Below are 19,303 nucleotides of genomic sequence, written 5' to 3' on the forward strand. Positions count from 1 at the left end.
GGAACGGGCGGGAGGATCAGATGGTGCAGTTGTGCTCTATCGAGCAGGCGGTCGATGATGTTCTGGCGCGGTTACCAGCGCACATTCACATGGGATTGCCGCTGGGGCTGGGCAAGCCCAATCACTTCGTCAACGCGCTGTATCAACGGATCGCGCAACTGCCTAAGCGGCAACTGACGATTTACACCGCCCTGTGCCTCGGACGCCCGCCATTGGGAGATGGCTTGCAAAAGCGCTTCCTCGAACCCTTCATCGAAAGGGTGTTCGGCGATTATCCGGAGCTGGATTTTCTCGCCGACCTGCATCGCGACAGCCTGCCTGCCAACATTCACGTCCATCAATTCTTCCTGCAGCCAGGCAGCCTGCTTAACAGCGCATCGGCCCAGCAGGATTACGTCAGCAGCAATTACAGCCACGCCGCCCGGGACATCAATGCCGCCGGATTGAACCTGATCGCGCAACTGGTCGCCAGCCATAGTGAGCATCCCGATCGCCTGAGCCTGAGCTGCAATCCGGACATCACCCTCGACCTGTTTCCAATGATCGCCAAGCGCCGGGCGGCGGGGGAAACGATCCTTCTGGTGGGCCAGGTGCACAACGATTTGCCGTACATGCCCGGCGATGCGGAAATCGGCATCGACTCCTTCGACCTGCTGATCGACGCGAAGGACCGCACCACGCTGTTTTCCACGCCGAATATGCCGGTGGGTTTCCAGGATCACTTCATCGGGCTGCACGCCAGTACGCTGGTGCGCGATGGCGGCACGCTGCAGATTGGCATCGGCGCCATGGGTGATGCCCTGACGGCAGCGTTGCTGGCGCGACAGGCTGACAGTGAGGGTTACAAGGCGTTGTTGGCGGATCTGAATCTCAGCCAGTGGGCGCAGTTGATTGAGCGCGAAGGGGGTATCGAACCGTTCGCCAAGGGCCTTTACGGTTGCAGCGAAATGTTCGTCAACGGCTTGCTGGTGTTGGCCGACGCCGGGATCGTGCGGCGCAAAGTTTACCCGGACGTGCCGACCCAGCAGCAGGCAAATGCCGGAACGCTGGACGAGGCCGCGCAGACTGACGGCATCTCGGTGCATGGCGGGTTTTTCCTCGGGCCGCGCAGTTTCTATGAACGCCTGCGGGAGATGCCTCAAGGTAAACGGCTCGAATTCAACATGACCCGCATCAGCTACATCAACGAGCTCTACGGTCAGGAAGAACTCAAACGCTTGCAGCGCCTCGATGCGCGCTTCATCAACACCGTCTTCACCATGACCTTGCTCGGTGCCGGCGTGGCCGATCAACTCGAAGACGGGCGGGTGCTGAGCGGTGTCGGCGGGCAATACAACTTCGTCGTCCAGGGCCATGCGCTGGAAGGCGCGCGTTCGATCCTGCTGCTGCGCAGTTGGCGCGAGTCGGGCGGTGACGTCAGTTCGAATATCGTCTGGCAATACGGCCACTGCACGATCCCACGGCACCTGCGGGACATCGTCGTCACCGAGTACGGCATCGCCGATTTGCGGGGCAAGACCGACGCGGCGGTGATCGAGGCGTTGCTGAACATCAGCGACTCACGCTTCCAACCGGGGCTGATCGAGCAGGCGCAGAGCGTTGGCAAATTGCCGAAGCATTTTCGCCTCGATCCGCGTTTCGCCGACAACAGCCCACAGCGGTTGCAGGCCATTCAAGCGCGGCATTCGAATCTGTTTCCGGAATATCCGTTGGGCTGCGATTTCACCGCTGAAGAGCGGGATTTATTACGGGCGCTGAACTGGTTGAAGAGCAAGTTCAAGCTCACGGAGATTCTGGAATTGGGCAAGGCTGCACTGGATGCGCCAGCGGCTTCGGAATTCCCGGCGCATCTGGAAAGGATGCAGCTGACCAAGCCGGAGGGGTTGAAAGAGGATTTGTTTCAACGGCTACTGCTCACCGGCCTGAAAGCCACCGCTTTGTAACGGCCAGCGGAGACCAAATGTGGGAGCGGGCTTGCTCGCGAATGCGGTGTGTCAGTCAAAGTTGATGTCGACTGACACACCGCATTCGCGAGCAAGCCCGCTCCCACACTGGTTTTGCGGTGTGGCGGTTTATTCGATGAAGGTTACAACGCCATCCTTCAGCGACTGCACCCGCGCCAACGATTCAACGCGATAACCTTGGGCATCCAGTTCCGCACGGCCGCCCTGGAACGACTTCTCGATCACAATACCCAAGCCTGCAACGGTCGCGCCGGCCTGTTTGATGATCGAGATCAGCGCTTGCGACGCCTTACCGTTAGCCAGGAAGTCGTCGATGATCAGCACGCGGTCGCTGCTGGTCAGGTGGCGCGGGGAGATTGCCACGGTGCTTTCGGTTTGCTTGGTGAACGAGTAAACGGTCGCCGACAGCAGGTTTTCAGTCAGGGTCAGGGACTGATGCTTGCGGGCGAAAATCACCGGCACGCCAAGGTTCAGGCCGGTCATGATCGCCGGGGCAATGCCCGAGGCTTCGATCGTGACGATCTTGGTGATGCCCGAATCCTTGAACAGCGTGGCGAATTCGTCGCCGATCAGCTTCATCAGGGCCGGGTCGATCTGGTGGTTCAGAAAGGCGTCGACTTTCAGAACCTGATCGGAAAGCACGATGCCTTCTTCGCGAATTTTCTTGTGCAGTGCTTCCATGAAGCTTTCCTCTACCGGCGCCGTGTGCGCCTAGCTTGTAAAAAGTGTTCGGTTAAAAAGTGCTCAATTCTAGCGCTTTAACATCGCGCGTATATCCGCCAGTGCGGTATTACCGCGGACGGCTTTGACTTCAACGGGAGTGTCGTCATTACCTTCCCAGGCCAAGTCGTCCGGCGGCAGTTCATCGAGGAAACGGCTGGGCGCGCAGTCGATGATCTCGCCGTATTGCTTACGCTTGGCGGCGAAGGTGAACGCCAACGTCTGACGCGCTCGGGTAATCCCGACGTAGGCCAGGCGACGTTCCTCTTCAATGGTGTCGGCTTCGATGCTGGAGCGGTGCGGGAGAATTTCTTCTTCCATGCCCATGATGAACACGTAGGGAAACTCCAGACCCTTGGAGGCGTGCAAGGTCATCATCTGCACACCTTCGGCGCCGTCTTCCTCTTCCTGCTGACGCTCCAGCATGTCGCGCAGAACGAGTTTGCCGATGGCGTCCTCGACGGTCATCTCGCCTTCTTCGTCTTTCTCCAGGGTGTTTTTCAGCGCCTCGATCAGGAACCAGACGTTACCCATGCGGTAATCGGCGGCCTTGTCGCTGGAGCTGTTGGTACGCAGCCAGTTCTCGTAGTCGATGTCCATGACCATGCTGCGCAGGGCGGAGATCGGGTCTTCGCCGGCACACTGCTCGCGGACCTTGTCCATGAAACGCTTGAAGCGCGACAGGCGATCGGTGAAGCGCGTGTCCAGATGCTCGCCCAGGCCGATTTCGTCGGTGGCGGCGTACATCGAGATTTTGCGCTCGGTGGCGTAGTTGCCCAGCTTCTCCAGCGTGGTCGAACCGATCTCCCTGCGTGGGACGTTGATCACCCGCAGGAAGGCGTTGTCGTCGTCCGGGTTCACGATCAATCGGAAGTAGGCCATCAGGTCTTTCACTTCCTGACGTCCGAAAAAGCTGTTGCCGCCGGACAGGCGATACGGAATCTGGTGGTGCTGCAGCTTCAGCTCGATCAGCTTGGCCTGGTAGTTGCCGCGATACAGGATCGCAAAATCGCTGTATGGCCGGTCCGTGCGCAGGTGTAGGGTCAGCAGTTCCACGGCCACGCGCTCGGCTTCGGCGTCTTCGTTGCGGCAACGGATCACGCGGATTTCGTCGCCATGGCCCATCTCACTCCACAGCTGCTTTTCGAACTCGTGCGGGTTGTTCGAGATCAACACGTTCGCGCAACGGAGGATGCGGCTGGTGGAGCGGTAGTTCTGCTCGAGCATGACCACTTTCAGGGACGGGTAATCGTCCTTGAGCAGCATCAGGTTTTCCGGACGGGCGCCGCGCCAGGCGTAGATCGACTGGTCGTCGTCGCCCACCACGGTGAATTGGTTACGCTTGCCGATCAGCAATTTCACCAGCAAATACTGGCTGGCGTTGGTGTCCTGGTATTCGTCCACCAGCAGGTAGCGAACCTTGTTCTGCCATTTTTCCAGGATATCGTCGTGTTCCTGGAACAGTTTTACCGGCAGCAGGATCAGGTCGTCGAAGTCCACCGCGTTGAACGCCTTGAGCGTGCGCTGGTAGTGGGTGTAGACGATGGCGGCGGTCTGTTCCTTGGGATTGCGTGCGTTTTCCAAGGCTTCGGGCGGCAGGATCAGGTCGTTTTTCCACGAGCCGATCATGTTCTTGATCTCGTCGACGCCGTCGTCGCCCGAGTATTCCTTCTGCATGATGTCGGTCATCAGGGCTTTGACGTCGGTCTCGTCGAAGATCGAGAAGCCCGGTTTGTAGCCCAGCCGCACGTGTTCCTTGCGGATGATGTTCAGGCCCAGGTTGTGGAAGGTGCAGACCGTCAGGCCGCGGCCTTCGCCGCCCTTGAGCAGCGTGCCAACGCGTTCCTTCATCTCGCGCGCGGCCTTGTTGGTAAAGGTCATGGCGACAATGTATTGGGCGCGGATGCCACAGCTCTGGATCAGGTGCGCAATTTTGCGAGTGATCACGCTGGTCTTGCCGGAGCCTGCGCCGGCGAGCACCAAAAGAGGGCCGCCGACGTAGCTCACGGCTTCTTGCTGCCGGGGATTGAGTCGGGACATACGAAATCAGGGAGTCATTAGCGAAATGGGCCGGCATTTTAACAGGCTCAGCGAATTGTGCTGCTCTCTCCGACTTGTGACCCAACACGCTATCTCTATTTGCCGGTTTTGCTTCTTTCACGCAGGATGCGCAGTGAATTTGCGTCTAATGTTCGTATTCAATACGCCAAAGTCGTGTTTGATAACCGATGTCATGTTGTCATTGGTTATCTGCGCGGCATAATGCCCGCCGCCTACATCTTTGCAGAGTCTAGGGAGCTAGCTTGTCTACGCCTGTCGAACCCTTGCGTTTGCTGCTACTGGCCGAAGAGCCGGCGTGGGCAGCGTTGTTGCGCGAGTGTCTGGCTCCGATGGGGAGTTCGGCTGTGCTGCTCAGCGCGCCGAGCTGGGAGTCAGTCAGCAACCTGTTCGATGACAACCGCAGCGCGGTGTTGTTGACGATTCCTGCTCTCCAGCCAGCACCCGGCCGTTGCAACTTGCCGACCGTGTTGCTGCTTGAACACGAGCCGCTGGCGCCGCCCGACGGTGTGAGCGACTGGCTGGTGCGCGATCTGCTGGATCCCGGCATGTTGCGCCGCTGCCTGCGCCATGTGCGTGAGCGCGGCGTGCTGGAAAACACTTTGCAGCGCCTGGCCGAGCAGGACCCGTTGACCGGTATCGCCAACCGTCAGGGTTTCCAGACCTTGCTGGCGGCGCGCCTGGCTGAAAACGAAGGCCGCGGGTTGGCCCTCGGTCACCTTGATCTCGACAACTTCCGACACGCCAACGACGCCCTCGGCCACCAGGCCGGCGATCGGTTGATCCTGCAAGTGGTCTCGCGGCTGAAAAGCCAACTGGAGGCCAGCGATCAACTGGCGCGGCTGGGCAGCGATGAATTCGCCCTGCTGATCGATACTCGCCGCGCCCCTCAGCGCGCCGAATGGATGGCCGAACGCATTACCGAAGCCCTGTCCGAACCCTATTGGGTCGATGGCGAAAGCCTGTTGATCGGTTCCAGCCTCGGCATCGCTCACGCACGAGCGCAGGCCGGCGCCGACCCATTGATGTGGCACGCGCACATCGCCATGCAGCAAGCCAAGAGCACTCAGGGCTGCACCTTTCACATCTTCAACGAACGGATCAATCGCAATGCCCGCAGCATCGCCGACCTCGAAAGCGAGCTGCGCCGGGCCTTGCGCCGCGATGAGCTGGAATTGCATTACCAGCCGCGCCTGAACCTTGAGGACGGCCAGATCGTCGGCCTCGAAGCCTTGGTGCGCTGGCGTCATGGCGAACGCGGCTTGTTGCCCCCCAGCGAATTCGTGCCGCTGGCCGAGCAAAGCGGCTTGATCGTGCCGTTGGGTTATTGGGTGATTTCCCGGGCCCTGCGGGACATGCAAGCGTTGCGCGAACGAGGTCTGCCAGCGCTGCACATGGCAATCAACCTGTCGTTCCGGCAGTTTCAGGACAGCCAGTTGCTGTCGACCCTGAGCCGGCTGATTGCCGAGCGAGGCGTCGAGGCGCAATGGCTGGAATTCGAACTGACCGAAACCGCGGTGATGCGTCGCAGCGATCTGGTCAAGCAGACCATGGACGCCCTCGGGCGTTTGGGCGTGCGCTTCTCACTGGATGATTTCGGCACCGGGTTCTCTTCGTTCGTGCACCTTAACAGCCTGCCGATTGCCTTGTTGAAGGTCGACAAGAGCTTTGTCGGCGGCATGGAGGAGCGGGAAGAGAATCGCAAACTGGTCCACGCGATGATCAACCTGGCGCACAACCTCAACCTCGAAGTGGTTGCCGAAGGCGTGGAAACGCTGGAGCAACTGGATTTGTTGCGCGGGTTTGGTTGCGATCAAGTTCAGGGATATCTGATCAGCAAGCCGTTGCCGTTGACGGAGTTGGTTGAGTATTTGACCTTCGGCAGCAGTCAGCAGCACGTACTGGAAGTCGTGAGCTAACCTCAGGCCCTGTAGGAGCGAGGCTTGCCCGCGAAGGCGTCGTGTCAGTCGACATTGTTGTTAACTGACACGACGCCTTCGCGGGCAAGCCTCGCTCCTACAGGGCTAGGCGATCTCGAAATTCTGCTCTGACGACGGCTCCCGCCTGATCATCCGCTTCATCTTCCACTCAAACGCCAGTGTCAGACTCACCGCCGCACACGCCAGCCCCAGCGCCAACCCCCACCAGACCCCCGTTGGCCCCCAGTTCAAATGGAAGGCCATCCACCAGGCGGCCGGTGCGCCGATCAGCCAGTAGCAACCCAAACCCACCAGGAATGTGGTCTTGGCATCCTTGAGCCCGCGGATGCAGCCCATGGCGATGGTTTGTGTGCCATCGAACAGCTCGAACCACGCCGCCACTGCCAGCAGGCTCACGGCCAGGTTGATAACTTCGCGGAACGCCGGATCGTTGTGGTCCAGGAACAAGCCGATCAATTGATGCGGCAGCAGCCAAAAGACCATTGCGAAGCCGAGCATTGCCGCCGCCCCGAAGGCGATCCCGACCCGTCCGGCCAGCCGCGCATCAAGCAATTGGCCTGCCCCATAATGTTGGCCGATGCGCATGGTGATCGCGTAGGAAAGCCCCGCCGGCACCATGAACGCCACCGAGACGATTTGCAGGGCGATCTGATGCGCCGCCAGTTGCGTACTGCCCATGGTGCCCATGCACAGCGCAGCGAAGGCAAACAGGCCGACTTCCACCGCATAAGTGCCGCCAATCGGCAGGCCCAGGCGCCACAATTCCTTCAAGTACTGACGGTTGGGCCGCGACAGACCCTGGCGCAACGGATACGCGTCGTAGGCCGGATGCCGACGAATGTGCAGCGCGAGCGCCAGCGCCATGAGGTTGGCAACGATCGCCGTGACCAGGCCGATGCCCACCAGACCCATTTTCGGCAGACCGAACATGCCGGTGATCAATGCATAGTTGAGCAGGAAGTTGGCCACAGTACCGGCGAGGCTGATGACCATCACCGGCGTCGCCCGGCCGATGGCGCTGGTGAAGCCGCGCAGCGCCATGAAGCTCAGGTAGCCGGGCAGGGCGAACGGCAGAATCAACAGAAACTGGCCGGCAGCCTGGACGTTGGTTTCGGTCTGGCCGAACAGCAGCAACACCGGTTTGAGGTTCCACAGCAGCAAACCCGCCACCAGCGCCATCAACCATGCCAGCCACAACCCGGCCTGGGTCAGTCGCGCCGCGCCAATGATGTCGCCCGCGCCCTGACGGATCGCCACCAGGGTGCCGACGGCGGCGATCACGCCGATGCAGAAAATCGACACGAATGAATACGTCGCCGCGCCCAGGCCTCCGCCGGCCAATGCCTCGGGGCTCAGGCGCGCCATCATCAACGTGTCGGTGAGAACCATCAGCATGTGCGCCAACTGCGAGGCAATCAACGGCCCCGCCAGCCGCAGGATGGCCCAGAGTTCAATACGCGCTGGATGCTGCATGATCATCACGCTCGATTGTCAGAGAGAACAGGAAGCGTCGATTCTCGGCGCTCTGCGGGGTTTGCACAAAGGGATAAAAAGGATGGGTGGCATGATTAAAACTCATGCTGGGGAGTTTCTGATAAGTTGATGCAATCGCGCTATAGGAGCTTTCCCGATGTCTCGTCGTCTTCCTCCCTTGTATGCCCTTCGAGCATTCGAAGCGGCGGCGCGGCATAGCTCGTTTACCCGCGCCGCCGAAGAACTGTCGATCACGCAAAGTGCGGTCAGTCGGCACATTCGTACGCTCGAAGAGCATTTCGCCTGTCGGCTATTTCATCGCAGCGGGCGCAACCTGCAACTGACCGAATCGGCGCGGCTGATCCTGCCCGGCATTCGCGAAGGCTTCACCGCCCTCGAACGGGCCTGCAATACCTTGCGCGCCGAGGACGACATCTTGCGCATGAAAGCCCCATCGACCCTGACCATGCGTTGGTTGTTGGCCCGGCTCAGCCGTTTTCGCCACCTGCGACCGGGGAACGAAGTGCAATTGACCAGCGCCTGGATGGACATCGATCGGGTGGACTTCAACCACGAACCCTTCGACTGCGCCGTCATTCTCAGCAATGGGCATTTTCCACCGGACTGGGAGGCGACTTTCCTGTTCCCCGAAGAGCTGATTCCGGTGGGCGCGCCGAATCTTCTGAAGGATCAACCGTGGGACGTTGCGCGCCTGGCCAGTACTGAGTTGCTGCACCCGACGCCGGACCGCCGTGACTGGCGCAACTGGCTGGAGCGCATGGGCCTGACCGATCAAGTCTCGCTCAAGGGCGGTCAGGTGTTCGACACGCTGGAGCTGGGCATGATTGCTGCCGCCCGAGGTTACGGCGTGTCCATGGGCGACTTGCTGATGGTGGCGGAGGATGTTGCGCAGGGACGTCTGAGTTTGCCGTGGCCGACGGCCGTCGCCAGTGGTGAGAATTATTACCTGGTCTGGCCGAAAACCCGCCCTGGAGGTGAACGTTTGCGCCGCCTCAGCGATTTCCTGCAAGGCGAGGTCCGGGCCATGGAATTACCGGATGTCGAACGCCTGGGCTGAATCGATGGAGCCGCCGCAATGGCGGCCTTGAGCCATATCCCCGTTAATTACTCAAGTATTCAGCTTTGCCGCCGAAAATCTGCTGATGGGACCTTCGTGCAGGTTCCATGTTTTCCCCACAATCAGAAATTTTGCCGAGTGTGCGATGGGATCAGAATGATCCGGCCACTGGGTCAGGAGCTGTCATGTCTCAACCTCGTGCTCGGATTGCCTCACAGCTGGGTCTTGCGCTTGCCGTGATTCTGGCGATTGTCATCAGTGGCAGTACAGTATTCGCCCTGCGCTCGCTGGACACCGCCAACCTCGCCACCCGCGAAGAGCATCTGGCCAGTGAGGCCCGCTTGCTTGCCGATCAGCTGAGCACCTTTCACGGCACCTTGCGTGAAAGCACCCAGCGCCTGGCCGGCCTGTTCGAGAAGCGCTTCAGCGCCGGTTTGAGCGTGCATCCGGATGAGCCGGTGACCGTGGCGGGTGTGCAGACTCCGGGCCTGCACTTGGGCAGTGAAGTGTTGAACAACAACTTCGCAGAAGTCGACGAGTTCAAGCAGATGACCGCAGGCGTCGCGACCGTGTTCGTGCGCAGCGGTGAGGAGTTCATTCGGGTCAGCACGAATGTCAGCAAACAAGATGGCAGCCGTGCCATCGGCACTCTGCTCGACCACGCGAACCCGGCTTACGCCCGTTTGATGGCGGGGCAGAGCTACGTGGGTCGAGCGTTGCTTTTCGAACGCTTCTACATGTCGCAGTACACTCCTGTACGCGACAGCAGCGGTAAGATCATTGCCGTGCTGTACGTAGGATTCGATTACACCGACGCGCAGAACGCGCAGTTCGCCAACCTCAAACGCTTCCGCATCGGCCAGACCGGTTCCCTGGCGTTGCTGGATGAACAAGGCAAATGGCTGGTGCCGATTGCCGGTGTACAAGCGCTGGATCAGGCGGTCTCGAGCATCGTCGGTCTGGCCAAGACACCGGGCAAAGGCGACTTCTGGAACGACAAGTCGCAAGACTTTTACAGTGTTGCCGTGCCGTTCGAAGGCGGGCCGTGGTCGGTGGTGGCGAGCATGCCGAAAACCGAAATCCGCGCCGTGACCTGGAGCGTCGGCATTCAATTGGCGATCGGCAGTCTGCTGGCGATGCTGCTGGCGGTCGGTGCGGCGGTCTGGTTGCTGCGCAGCAAACTGGCTCCACTGGGTGATCTGGTGCGTCAGGCCGAAGCCTTGGGTGCCGGTGATTTGAGCGTTCGCCTGAACGTGTCGAGCAATGACGAAATCGGTCAACTTGCCCGCGCCTTCAACCAGATGAGCCAGGCCTTGTCGACCATGGTCGAGCACATCCGCCGAGCGTCGGGAGAAGTCAACAGCCGTGCCCAGGCCTTATCCGGTTTGTCCGGTGGTGCCTATGAAGGGATGGAGCAGCAGTCTGGCGAGATCACCAGCATGGCTGGCGCCGTAGAAGAATTCAGCGCCACCTCGCTGAACATCGCCGACAACATGGGCAACACCCAGCGTCTGGCGCAGGAAAACGCACAGCAAACCCAGATCGGTCGTACGTCGATGGACGAAGCGTCCTCATCCCTGGAGCAAATCGCCGGTGCACTGAACAGCACCGCGACGGTGATCAATACCTTGGGGCAGCGCTCCCAGGAAATCGGCGGCATTGTCGGGGTGATTACCGCGATCGCCGAGCAAACCAACTTGCTGGCGCTCAACGCCGCCATCGAAGCTGCCCGCGCCGGAGAGCAAGGTCGTGGGTTTGCGGTGGTGGCCGATGAAGTGCGCAACCTTGCCTCACGTACCCGCCAGGCCACTGACGAAATTTCCGGGATGATCCAAAGCATCCAGCAGGAAACCGGCAACGCCATCAGCACCATGGAGCAGGGCAACGTGCTGATGCAGGAAGGCCTGTCGCGCAACGCCAACGTCGCCTCGGCGCTGGCACGGATCGATGAACAAAGCCGCTCGGCCGGTCAGCAATTCGCCGCGATCACCACTGCGACCCAGGAGCAAAGCAGCACCGCGACCTTGCTCAGCAGCAATCTGCAAAGTATCGCTTTGGCGAACAGTGAGCAGCGCGAAGTGGTGTCGAACCTGGCTGTGACTGCCAAAGAGCTGGAGAAGCTGGCGGCGGACTTGCGGCATGAGGTTGACCGGTTTCGTTGAGTCGCCTCTGAAATCGCCTTCGCGAGCAAGCCCGCTCCCACAGTAGATCTGCGGTGAACACAGTATTTGTGAACGCTGGAGATCAGGAGCGGGCTTGCCCGCGAAGGGATCGACTCGATTCCCAATTTGTCTCAACGCTGTGGATCAATTCCTCACTAATAGTCTTCCTTGGCATTTAGCACCAGTGTCTCGATTTTTATGCTTGCTGAAACGTTTCTTCAAGTCTATAAAATTGGCACAACTCCAAGAAAGGCTGCTGCCATGACCCCGCTCAAACTCTTTGTTGCCCTCAGCGCACTGTCCGCTGCCTCCCAAGCCATGGCTTGGGACTATGTCCTGCTCGATACCGATAAAGCCGCCCAGAACTGGCAAATCACCAGCCAGCAACTCGGCGTAAAAACCGACAAACCCTTCAGCGTCACCCTGCGCACCTTGCACGGCGGTCGGCAAGAAGGGGTCAGCATCGTCGACATCGATAACGGCACGATGAAACTTTCGGTAGTACCGACTCGCGGCATGAACGTCCTGCAGGCCTCGGTCGGCGATGTGCGCATGGGCTGGGATTCGCCGGTCAAGGAAGTGGTCAATCCTTCCTTCATCGAACTCAACGGCCGTGGTGGCCTGGGCTGGCTGGAAGGTTTCAATGAACTGGTCACCCGCTGCGGCTACGAATGGGTAGGCCACCCCGGCATGGACAACGGCGAACTGCTGACCCTGCACGGCCGGGCCGCTAACATCCCTGCGAACAAAGTCACCCTGCACATCGATGAAAAACCGCCGTACGCCATCACTCTGCGCGGCGAGCTTAAAGAACAGGCGTTCAAGAAAGTCGACTTCTCCGTCGCGACCGAACTGGTCACCGAACCCGGCAGCGTAGCGTTCGCCCTCAACGACACCCTGACCAATAACGGCGACTATCCGAAGGAATACCAGGCGCTGTATCACAGCAACTTCAGCACCCCATTCCTGGAACAGGGCGCCCGCTTCGCCGCGCCGGTGAAACAAGTGTCGCCATTCAACGACAAGGCCAAGGGCGATCTGCCCGACTGGCAAACCTACCGCGCACCGACCAAGGACTACGACGAAACGGTCTACAACGTGGTGCCGTATGCCGATGCCAAGGGCGACACATTGACCGTGTTGCATAACAAGGCCGGCAGCTTGGGGGTTTCGGTCGGCTTCAACACTCAAACACTGCCAGTGTTCTCCCTGTGGAAAAACACCGATACCCAAGGGCAGGGCTATGTCACGGGGCTGGAGCCGGGGACGAGTTTTTCCTACAACCGCCGGTATCAGCGGCCACTGAATCTGGTGCCGACGATTGGGCCTAAGGAACAGAAGCAGTTCGGGATCAGCTACAGCTTGTTGGCGGATAAGGCTGCTGTGGATAAGGCGTTGAAGCGGGTGAGCGAGATTCAGGGTGGGCGGGAGACTGAGGTGCGACAGACGCCGTTGGTTGATCTCACCAAGGGGTGATGCCGATTAGAGCGTTGTCGGCCGATATTGCAGCGCTTCGGCCAAGTGCTCGCGGGTAATGCCATCGACTTGCTCAAGGTCCGCCAACGTGCGAGCAACCTTGAGCAGTCGATGAGCCGCTCGCAGCGACAAGGTCAGCCGTTCACACGCCGTTTCCAGCCAGGTTTCGTCGATTGTGGATAACTTGCAATGTTTGCGCAGGCCGGGCAAATCGAGGAATGCATTGGCGCAGCCCTGGCGTTTTTGTTGCCGTTCTCGTGCATCGGCGACCAACTCGGCGGCGGTGGCAGTGTCGTCGCCGGGTTTCGACGCAGGATTCAGCGCCGTGGCTTCGCGAGCAACCGTCAGGTGCAGATCGATGCGGTCCAGCAGCGGCCCCGACAGTTTGTTGCGATAGCGCTGAACCATGTCCGGTGTACAACTGCATTTACCACTGGGCTCGCCAAGATATCCACAGGGACACGGGTTCATTGCGGCCACTAATTGAAAGCGGGCCGGAAACCTCACTCGATCCTTGGCGCGGGATATCACGATGTGGCCGGATTCCAGCGGTTCCCTTAACACCTCCAACACCTTGCGATCGAATTCCGGGAGCTCATCGAGGAACAGCACACCGTGGTGGGCGAGGGTGATTTCGCCGGGTTGCGGTTTTGAGCCGCCGCCCACAAGTGCCGGGCCTGAAGCGGAGTGGTGTGGCTGTCGGAAGGGACGCTGCGGCCAATGACTCAACGGCACACAACTGGCGACCGATTGAATTGCCGCAACTTCCAGCGCTTCACTCTCGGCCAACGGCGGTAACAGCCCCGGCAGACGACTCGCCAACAATGTTTTCCCCGTCCCTGGTGGTCCGCTGAACAGCAAGTTATGAGCCCCCGCCGCCGCAATCAGCAACGCGCGCTTGGCCGCGAGTTGTCCCTGCACTTCATTCAAATCGGGGTAGGGTTTGCTGGCGTAGAGCAAGCCATTGGACGCATAGGGTTCGATGGGTGTGTGGCCGTTGAAATGTGCGACCGCCTCCAGCAAATGATCCACCGCAATCACCTTCAATCCCGACGCGAGGCAGGCCTCCTCGGCATTCGCTCGTGGCACCACCAGCGTGCGCCCGGCCTTACGCGCCGCCAGCGCAGCGGGCAACACACCACGAACCGCCCGCACTGCGCCCGACAGTGCCAACTCTCCCAGGCACTCGACGTCATCCAGCGTCAACGTTGGCACTTGCACGCTGGCCGAGAGAATTCCCAAGGCAATCGCCAGATCGAATCGCCCCCCGTCCTTTGGCAGATCGGCCGGAGCGAGATTCAAGGTGATACGTCGTGCCGGAAATTGCAGGCCTGAATTGATGATCGCGCTGCGCACCCGGTCTTTGCTTTCCTTCACCGCCGCTTCGGGCAAACCGACCATCGTCAGCGACGGCAAACCATTGGCCAAATGGACTTCTACGGTGACGGCGGGTGCTTCTACGCCGACCTGGGCGCGGCTGTGGACGATGGAGAGGGACATGGTCGTTCCTTGAGCTGAAGAGCACCGCTTCCTGCGGTTTTTGAAGGGTAGTAGGGGGAGGGGGATTTGGTGGGATGTTTGGGGCGACAAACTTTCACTGGATGTTGCAAGTAGGAAGCAGGCCAATCGCGAGGCACAAAAAAACCGCCACTCGGGCGGTTTCTTCGGGGAGCCTGGTCAGACTCGTGCAAGCCATCAGGTTCAAGTTCTTTGCCATATGTTGTCGCCACTTTAAAAAAGCGATGTTGGCTGGCAGAAACGTTGCCAGCCAAGCGAAGTGCTTCAGCATGAAGTTCAGCAATCCATACTGATTTGGGCTTTCGCTTCTTGGGGTTCATAGGCACCTCGTTATTGGATACTTGGTTTTTGGTGAATCGTAAGTGAAGGGGAATGGCTGACGTAATCAGCCGCGAGAGCTGTTTTTTGTAGGACCGGTCTTGGATAGATGAAGGACTTCGGTGAAAACTCACGGCCGCACTTGTCGGATCGAGGTGGCTGCTTATGATCACAGCTGATCTAGTCCTCAGGAGGGGGAATGAGCAATTCTGGAATGCGGCCGATTCATCCTGGCGAAATCCTAAAAAAGGAATTTCTTGAGCCGCTGGGTATTACAGCGGATGGTTTGGCTAGTTCGTTGAGAGAGGTCGCGGGCGAAGTGAGCGCCCTTGTGATGCGGGAGAGAGGTGTAAGCCCTGACCTTGCCAAGAGGCTTTCCATTTGCCTGAAAACCACGCCCGAGTTCTGGCTAAACCTGCAATCGACCTACGATCAGCGCAGAGCCGAAATCGAGCGTGGTTGAGCTTCGGGTACTTAAAAAGACTGCAGCACCCGCGAAGCACGCTTCCACCACGGAGCATTGACCGTACTTCGCGGTCGTTCCTCATTCGGCAGCAGCTGCGGAACATCCTGCAACCGAATCCACGGCTGGTTATTCCAGTGCAGCAAGCTCAATGACATCTGCGGCCAATTCAGCAGGCTCAGAATCGGGCGCTCTGTTGAGGTGGGTTGCTGGGCGTCTCTGAGCGCAGGCACCACGTCGTGGGTCAGCCATTCGCGAAGGCCTCGGTATTCGGGGCAGTAATGGTAGACCAGTAGCGCGTAGACGCCGGATTCGCTGATCAGCAGTGTGTTTTCGACGGTGCCGTGGATGAGTGTCTGCAGATTCTGGTGTTGGTCGGGATCGAGTTTGCGTAGCGCTCGTTCGTCGAGGAATAGCCTGAGCAATCGGCCGAGGTCGCGGGCGCTAAACCAGGGTTGGTTTTCCAGGAGGAGGGCGTGGAGGTGGAGTTTGTGGCGGGTGAAGATGTGTGGGGTCAGGTAAGTGTCATCGCTATTCATTGATACAGCTCCTTTTGCTAAAGGGGCTGCCGTCAACCGTCGCCAAACGATTGGGTGGCAGCTGTACGCGGGTTGGCGAACCGGAGCAAAAGGAACCCGGCAGACCCGAAGATCTCCCACGCACAGCCGCCATGACTCGATGTGGCGGAAATTAGCCCGCCGTCGGATGGTCGTTGTGCACCTTAAGCTTTCAGGTCGCCAAACCCAGTGCTGAATATTCAGCTGAGGGTGAGCTTAGGAACCGGGGCTTTGCGGCGCAATCGGACGGCGGTGTGTTCTTTGTAGGACGTTGCCGGGATGTTTGCGGGGCTTAAGATCAAAAGATCGCAGCCTTCGGCAGCTCCTACAGGACACATTGAATGATCGTTCCCACGCTCTGCGTGGGAATGCATCCCGTGACGCTCTGCGTCACATCCTGAAGCGGAACGCGGAGCGTCCCTGGCGGCATTCCCACGCGGAGCGTGGGAACGATCAGCTTACTCGGCGTCAGCAGGAGGATTGAGCTTCGCTTCCAGCTCAGCCACTTTCGCCTCAAGGCTCTCCAACCGTGCCCGGGTGCGTGCCAGCACGACCATCTGGCTATCAAACTCTTCCCGGCTCACCAGATCCAGCTTGCTGAAGCCACTCTGCAACAGAGCCTTGAACTGGCTTTCGATTTCGCTTTTTGGCAGTGGGGTGTCGCCGCTGAAGAGGCGGGAGGCGGTGCCGCTCAGGGCGTCGAGGAAGTCTTTGGGCGCGAGCATGGGAAGTGTCCTGTCAACAATGGCGGGCAGTGTATCACGCAGTGTCTATAGTCAATCTCGGCAGCTGCGATGCACGCTTTTCGCGCAGTCGAGTGGGCAGCCGCGCACTGTTGTTGTGCGTAACGGTTGTGTCAATCGGGCGAAAGGCTCTTGGGCAGCGGCCAAGGTATTGAAATCAATGGGTTTTGGATAGATGGCAAGCTTTCTGCTTAGTCGCTGGTGACCCATGCACTGATGCAGTCGCTGTGACGAATGCAGTGCGCCAAGCGGAACGGGGGAAGTTTCGTGCGGAGTGGTTCGCTGGCGTCGGACGGGCAGGTAAGGCCGACGATGCGTTACAAAGCCAGGCACTGCGCTTAGACTTGAGTCGGGTTTGTTTTCCTGGGGCAAGTCCACCAATTCGGGAGAGAGTTTTCATGAAGCTAGTCACTGCCATCATCAAGCCGTTCAAACTGGACGACGTGCGCGAGTCACTGTCCGAGATCGGCGTGCAGGGCATTACCGTTACTGAAGTCAAAGGCTTCGGTCGGCAGAAGGGTCACACCGAGCTGTATCGCGGCGCGGAGTACGTGGTCGATTTTCTGCCCAAGGTGAAGATCGATGTCGCCATTGACGACAAGGATCTGGACCGGGTTATCGAGGCGATAACCAAGGCCGCCAACACCGGCAAGATCGGTGACGGCAAGATCTTCGTGGTCAATCTGGAACAGGCGATTCGCATTCGTACCGGCGAAACCGATACCGACGCAATCTAAGCCGCCACAAACCCAACGCCCCAGGAGAAAACAATATGACTCTGCGTAAATTCGCAGGGCTAGGAGCCCTGTTGTCCCTCGTAATGCCCGGCCTGGCCATGGCGGCAGACGAAGTGGCGGCCCCAGTCCTCAACTCCGGCGATACCGCCTGGATGATGACCTCGACAGCCCTCGTGCTGTTCATGACCATTCCCGGCCTCGCGCTGTTCTACGGCGGCATGGTTCGCTCGAAAAACATTCTTTCCGTGATGATGCAGTGCTTCGCCATTACCGGTCTGATCAGCATTCTGTGGGTCATTTATGGCTACAGCATTGCGTTCGACACCACCGGCATGGAGCAGGGCGTCGTCAACTTCAACTCGTTCTTCGGCGGGATGGGCAAGGCATTCCTCGCCGGTGTCACGCCTTCGAGCCTGACTGGCCCCGCGGCGCTGTTCCCCGAGGCGGTCTTCATCACCTTCCAGATGACTTTTGCCATCATCACCCCAGCGTTGATCGTCGGTGCTTTTGCCGAGCGGATGAAGTTCTCCGCCATGCTGATCTTCATGGGTATCTGGTTCACCCTGGTTTACGCACCGATTGCGCACATGGTCTGGTCCGGCAACGGCGGCCTGATGTGGGATTGGGGCGTTCTCGACTTCGCCGGCGGCACCGTGGTGCACATCAACGCCGGTGTGGCCGGTCTGATTGCCTGCCTGGTATTGGGCAAGCGTAAAGGCTTCCCGACCACCCCGATGGCCCCGCACAACCTCGGCTACACCCTGATGGGCGCCGCGATGCTGTGGATCGGCTGGTTCGGCTTCAACGCCGGCTCCGCTGCCGCCGCCAACGGCACTGCCGGCATGGCGATGCTGGTCACCCAGATCGCCACCGCTGCTGCGGCGCTGGGCTGGATGTTTGCCGAGTGGATCACCCACGGCAAACCAAGCGCACTGGGTATCGCTTCGGGTGTGGTGGCCGGTCTGGTCGCGATCACTCCGGCGGCAGGCACCGTGGGCCCGATGGGCGCCCTGGTGATCGGTCTGGCGGCGGGCGTGGTGTGCTTCTTCTGCGCCACCACCCTGAAACGCAAACTCGGTTATGACGACTCCCTGGATGCGTTCGGCGTGCACGGTATCGGCGGTATCCTCGGCGCGATCCTGACCGGCGTGTTCGCGGCACCGGCTCTCGGTGGCTTCGGCACCGTCACCGACATCGGTGCACAAGTCTGGATTCAGTGCAAAGGCGTGGGCTTCACGGTGATCTACACCGCGATCGTCACGTTCATCATCCTCAAGGTCCTGGACGCTGTCATGGGTCTGCGTGTCACCGAGGAAGAAGAAGCTGTCGGCATCGATCTGGCGCTTCACAACGAACGCGGCTACAACTTGTAAGCACGCGCATGAAAAATTTGCCCGGCTTGCCGGGCATTTTTTTGTCCGGGATTTGTCAGTGAAGGAAGGGCTGAAAGGTTTTTTCTGACACGTTCGGTCGCGTTTACGACGGGCGTTTTTCTGCGGCCAATGGCTTACACGATTGAAGGAATATTAGGGCCTTTGTTTTTTTCCAGAGCGCGCTAGAATGCGCCCCGAACGTGCGGAGAACAGTATGTGGCAACAGACTCTGATCACCTTGCGAGCACGACCCCGAGGGTTTCATCTGGTAACGGACGAATTACTCGCCGGCTTGCCTGAACTCAAAGCGTGTCGGGTCGGTCTGTTGCATTTGTGGCTACAGCATACCTCGGCGTCGTTGACCATCAACGAGAACGCCGATCCGGCGGTACGTCGCGACTTCGAACGATTTTTCAATCGTCTGATCCCACAAGGAACAGACGGCTATGAGCATAACGACGAAGGCCTGGACGACCTCCCGGCGCACTTCAAGGCCAGCGTACTTGGCTGTCAGCTCAGTTTGCCGATCTCGGCAGGCCGACTGGCGTTGGGGACCTGGCAAGGTGTTTATCTGGGCGAGCACCGTGATCACGGCGGTGCCCGTAAAGTCCTCGCCACCGTGCACGGTGAAGGGGCATAAAAACCGCTGGTTACCAGCGGTGGTTGATTTTTTTCCGGCAGCCGTCGACAGACGGCAAAGCTGGGCTATAACTAATCTGCTTT

At 59.5% G+C, this 19,303-nt stretch carries 15 protein-coding genes; 9 read left to right on the forward strand and 6 right to left on the reverse strand.

Features of this window, described 5'->3' with window-relative positions; translation table 11 throughout:
* Positions 1–20 precede the first annotated feature (20 nt).
* On the forward strand, positions 21–1,943 hold the full coding sequence (locus TU81_RS18780; RefSeq protein ID WP_048396273.1) for an acetyl-CoA hydrolase/transferase C-terminal domain-containing protein: 1,923 nt from the start codon (positions 21–23) through the stop codon (positions 1,941–1,943).
* Positions 1,944–2,072: 129 nt separating this feature from the next.
* Here the strand turns inward: TU81_RS18780 and TU81_RS18785 are convergent, their stop codons facing one another.
* Both TU81_RS18785 and rep read right to left on the reverse strand, forming a co-directional pair.
* A complete protein-coding gene (locus TU81_RS18785; RefSeq protein WP_007934646.1) occupies positions 2,073–2,645 on the reverse strand; it encodes a xanthine phosphoribosyltransferase in 573 nt (190 codons plus the stop codon).
* Positions 2,646–2,714: 69 nt separating this feature from the next.
* Entirely contained in the window at positions 2,715–4,724 is a 2,010-nt protein-coding gene (rep, locus tag TU81_RS18790) for a DNA helicase Rep (RefSeq protein WP_007894754.1), read from the reverse strand.
* 263 nt (positions 4,725–4,987) lie between these two features.
* On the opposite strand from rep, the gene TU81_RS18795 reads away from it, so the two are divergent.
* Complete coding sequence (locus tag TU81_RS18795; RefSeq protein ID WP_048396274.1) at positions 4,988–6,661, forward strand: putative bifunctional diguanylate cyclase/phosphodiesterase; 1,674 nt, start codon at positions 4,988–4,990, stop codon at positions 6,659–6,661.
* Between the two features lie 105 nt (positions 6,662–6,766).
* Here TU81_RS18795 and TU81_RS18800 read toward each other — a convergent pair whose 3' ends face one another.
* Positions 6,767–8,155 carry a NorM family multidrug efflux MATE transporter gene (locus tag TU81_RS18800; protein ID WP_048396275.1) on the reverse strand — a complete coding sequence of 463 codons (1,389 nt, stop codon included), beginning with the start codon at positions 8,153–8,155 and terminating at the stop codon, positions 6,767–6,769.
* A 157-nt stretch (positions 8,156–8,312) separates the two neighbouring features.
* On the opposite strand from TU81_RS18800, the gene TU81_RS18805 reads away from it, so the two are divergent.
* From TU81_RS18805 to TU81_RS18815, 3 genes are all read left to right on the forward strand, one after another.
* The gene (locus TU81_RS18805) at positions 8,313–9,233 is read left to right on the forward strand and encodes a LysR substrate-binding domain-containing protein (protein ID WP_048396276.1); all 921 of its coding nucleotides are present in this window, start codon (positions 8,313–8,315) and stop codon (positions 9,231–9,233) included.
* Between the two features lie 185 nt (positions 9,234–9,418).
* Positions 9,419–11,395, forward strand: a complete 1,977-nt coding sequence (locus tag TU81_RS18810; RefSeq protein WP_048396277.1) for a methyl-accepting chemotaxis protein — start codon at positions 9,419–9,421, stop codon at positions 11,393–11,395.
* 261 nt (positions 11,396–11,656) lie between these two features.
* On the forward strand, positions 11,657–12,871 hold the full coding sequence (locus TU81_RS18815; protein ID WP_038980773.1) for an aldose 1-epimerase family protein: 1,215 nt from the start codon (positions 11,657–11,659) through the stop codon (positions 12,869–12,871).
* A gap of 6 nt (positions 12,872–12,877) precedes the next feature.
* Here the strand turns inward: TU81_RS18815 and TU81_RS18820 are convergent, their stop codons facing one another.
* Entirely contained in the window at positions 12,878–14,371 is a 1,494-nt protein-coding gene (locus TU81_RS18820; RefSeq protein ID WP_038980774.1) for a YifB family Mg chelatase-like AAA ATPase, read from the reverse strand.
* Positions 14,372–14,906: 535 nt separating this feature from the next.
* On the opposite strand from TU81_RS18820, the gene TU81_RS18830 reads away from it, so the two are divergent.
* On the forward strand, positions 14,907–15,170 hold the full coding sequence (locus TU81_RS18830) for a HigA family addiction module antitoxin (RefSeq protein ID WP_048396278.1): 264 nt from the start codon (positions 14,907–14,909) through the stop codon (positions 15,168–15,170).
* Between the two features lie 11 nt (positions 15,171–15,181).
* On the opposite strand, the gene TU81_RS18835 is transcribed toward TU81_RS18830, so the two are convergent.
* Both TU81_RS18835 and TU81_RS18840 read right to left on the reverse strand, forming a co-directional pair.
* On the reverse strand, positions 15,182–15,709 hold the full coding sequence (locus TU81_RS18835; RefSeq protein ID WP_048396279.1) for a BRO-N domain-containing protein: 528 nt from the start codon (positions 15,707–15,709) through the stop codon (positions 15,182–15,184).
* 476 nt (positions 15,710–16,185) lie between these two features.
* Entirely contained in the window at positions 16,186–16,452 is a 267-nt protein-coding gene (locus TU81_RS18840; RefSeq protein WP_007894783.1) for an accessory factor UbiK family protein, read from the reverse strand.
* 416 nt (positions 16,453–16,868) lie between these two features.
* Here TU81_RS18840 and glnK point away from each other — a divergent pair, with 416 nt between their 5' ends.
* From glnK to TU81_RS18855, 3 genes are all read left to right on the forward strand, one after another.
* Positions 16,869–17,207 (forward strand): P-II family nitrogen regulator, encoded by a 339-nt coding sequence (gene glnK, locus TU81_RS18845; protein ID WP_002555808.1) that lies wholly within the window; start codon positions 16,869–16,871, stop codon positions 17,205–17,207.
* Between the two features lie 35 nt (positions 17,208–17,242).
* A complete protein-coding gene (locus tag TU81_RS18850) occupies positions 17,243–18,580 on the forward strand; it encodes an ammonium transporter (RefSeq protein WP_038980776.1) in 1,338 nt (445 codons plus the stop codon).
* A 214-nt stretch (positions 18,581–18,794) separates the two neighbouring features.
* The gene (locus TU81_RS18855) at positions 18,795–19,220 is read left to right on the forward strand and encodes a secondary thiamine-phosphate synthase enzyme YjbQ (RefSeq protein ID WP_007989493.1); all 426 of its coding nucleotides are present in this window, start codon (positions 18,795–18,797) and stop codon (positions 19,218–19,220) included.
* Positions 19,221–19,303 lie beyond the last annotated feature (83 nt).

Origin of the sequence: Pseudomonas lini, from assembly GCF_001042905.1 — a bacterium.
Taxonomy (GTDB): Bacteria; Pseudomonadota; Gammaproteobacteria; order Pseudomonadales; family Pseudomonadaceae; genus Aquipseudomonas; species Aquipseudomonas lini.

Coding starts and splice junctions, on each gene's coding strand:
- glnK (WP_002555808.1), top strand. CDS start 16,869: ATGAAGCTAGTCACTGCCATCATCAAGCCGTTCAAACTGGACGACGTG.
- TU81_RS18830 (WP_048396278.1), top strand. CDS start 14,907: ATGAGCAATTCTGGAATGCGGCCGATTCATCCTGGCGAAATCCTAAAA.
- TU81_RS18855 (WP_007989493.1), top strand. CDS start 18,795: ATGTGGCAACAGACTCTGATCACCTTGCGAGCACGACCCCGAGGGTTT.
- TU81_RS18810 (WP_048396277.1), top strand. CDS start 9,419: ATGTCTCAACCTCGTGCTCGGATTGCCTCACAGCTGGGTCTTGCGCTT.
- TU81_RS18840 (WP_007894783.1), bottom strand. CDS start 16,452: ATGCTCGCGCCCAAAGACTTCCTCGACGCCCTGAGCGGCACCGCCTCC.
- TU81_RS18815 (WP_038980773.1), top strand. CDS start 11,657: ATGACCCCGCTCAAACTCTTTGTTGCCCTCAGCGCACTGTCCGCTGCC.
- TU81_RS18780 (WP_048396273.1), top strand. CDS start 21: ATGGTGCAGTTGTGCTCTATCGAGCAGGCGGTCGATGATGTTCTGGCG.
- TU81_RS18850 (WP_038980776.1), top strand. CDS start 17,243: ATGACTCTGCGTAAATTCGCAGGGCTAGGAGCCCTGTTGTCCCTCGTA.
- TU81_RS18820 (WP_038980774.1), bottom strand. CDS start 14,371: ATGTCCCTCTCCATCGTCCACAGCCGCGCCCAGGTCGGCGTAGAAGCA.
- TU81_RS18800 (WP_048396275.1), bottom strand. CDS start 8,155: ATGCAGCATCCAGCGCGTATTGAACTCTGGGCCATCCTGCGGCTGGCG.
- TU81_RS18835 (WP_048396279.1), bottom strand. CDS start 15,709: ATGAATAGCGATGACACTTACCTGACCCCACACATCTTCACCCGCCAC.
- rep (WP_007894754.1), bottom strand. CDS start 4,724: ATGTCCCGACTCAATCCCCGGCAGCAAGAAGCCGTGAGCTACGTCGGC.
- TU81_RS18785 (WP_007934646.1), bottom strand. CDS start 2,645: ATGGAAGCACTGCACAAGAAAATTCGCGAAGAAGGCATCGTGCTTTCC.
- TU81_RS18805 (WP_048396276.1), top strand. CDS start 8,313: ATGTCTCGTCGTCTTCCTCCCTTGTATGCCCTTCGAGCATTCGAAGCG.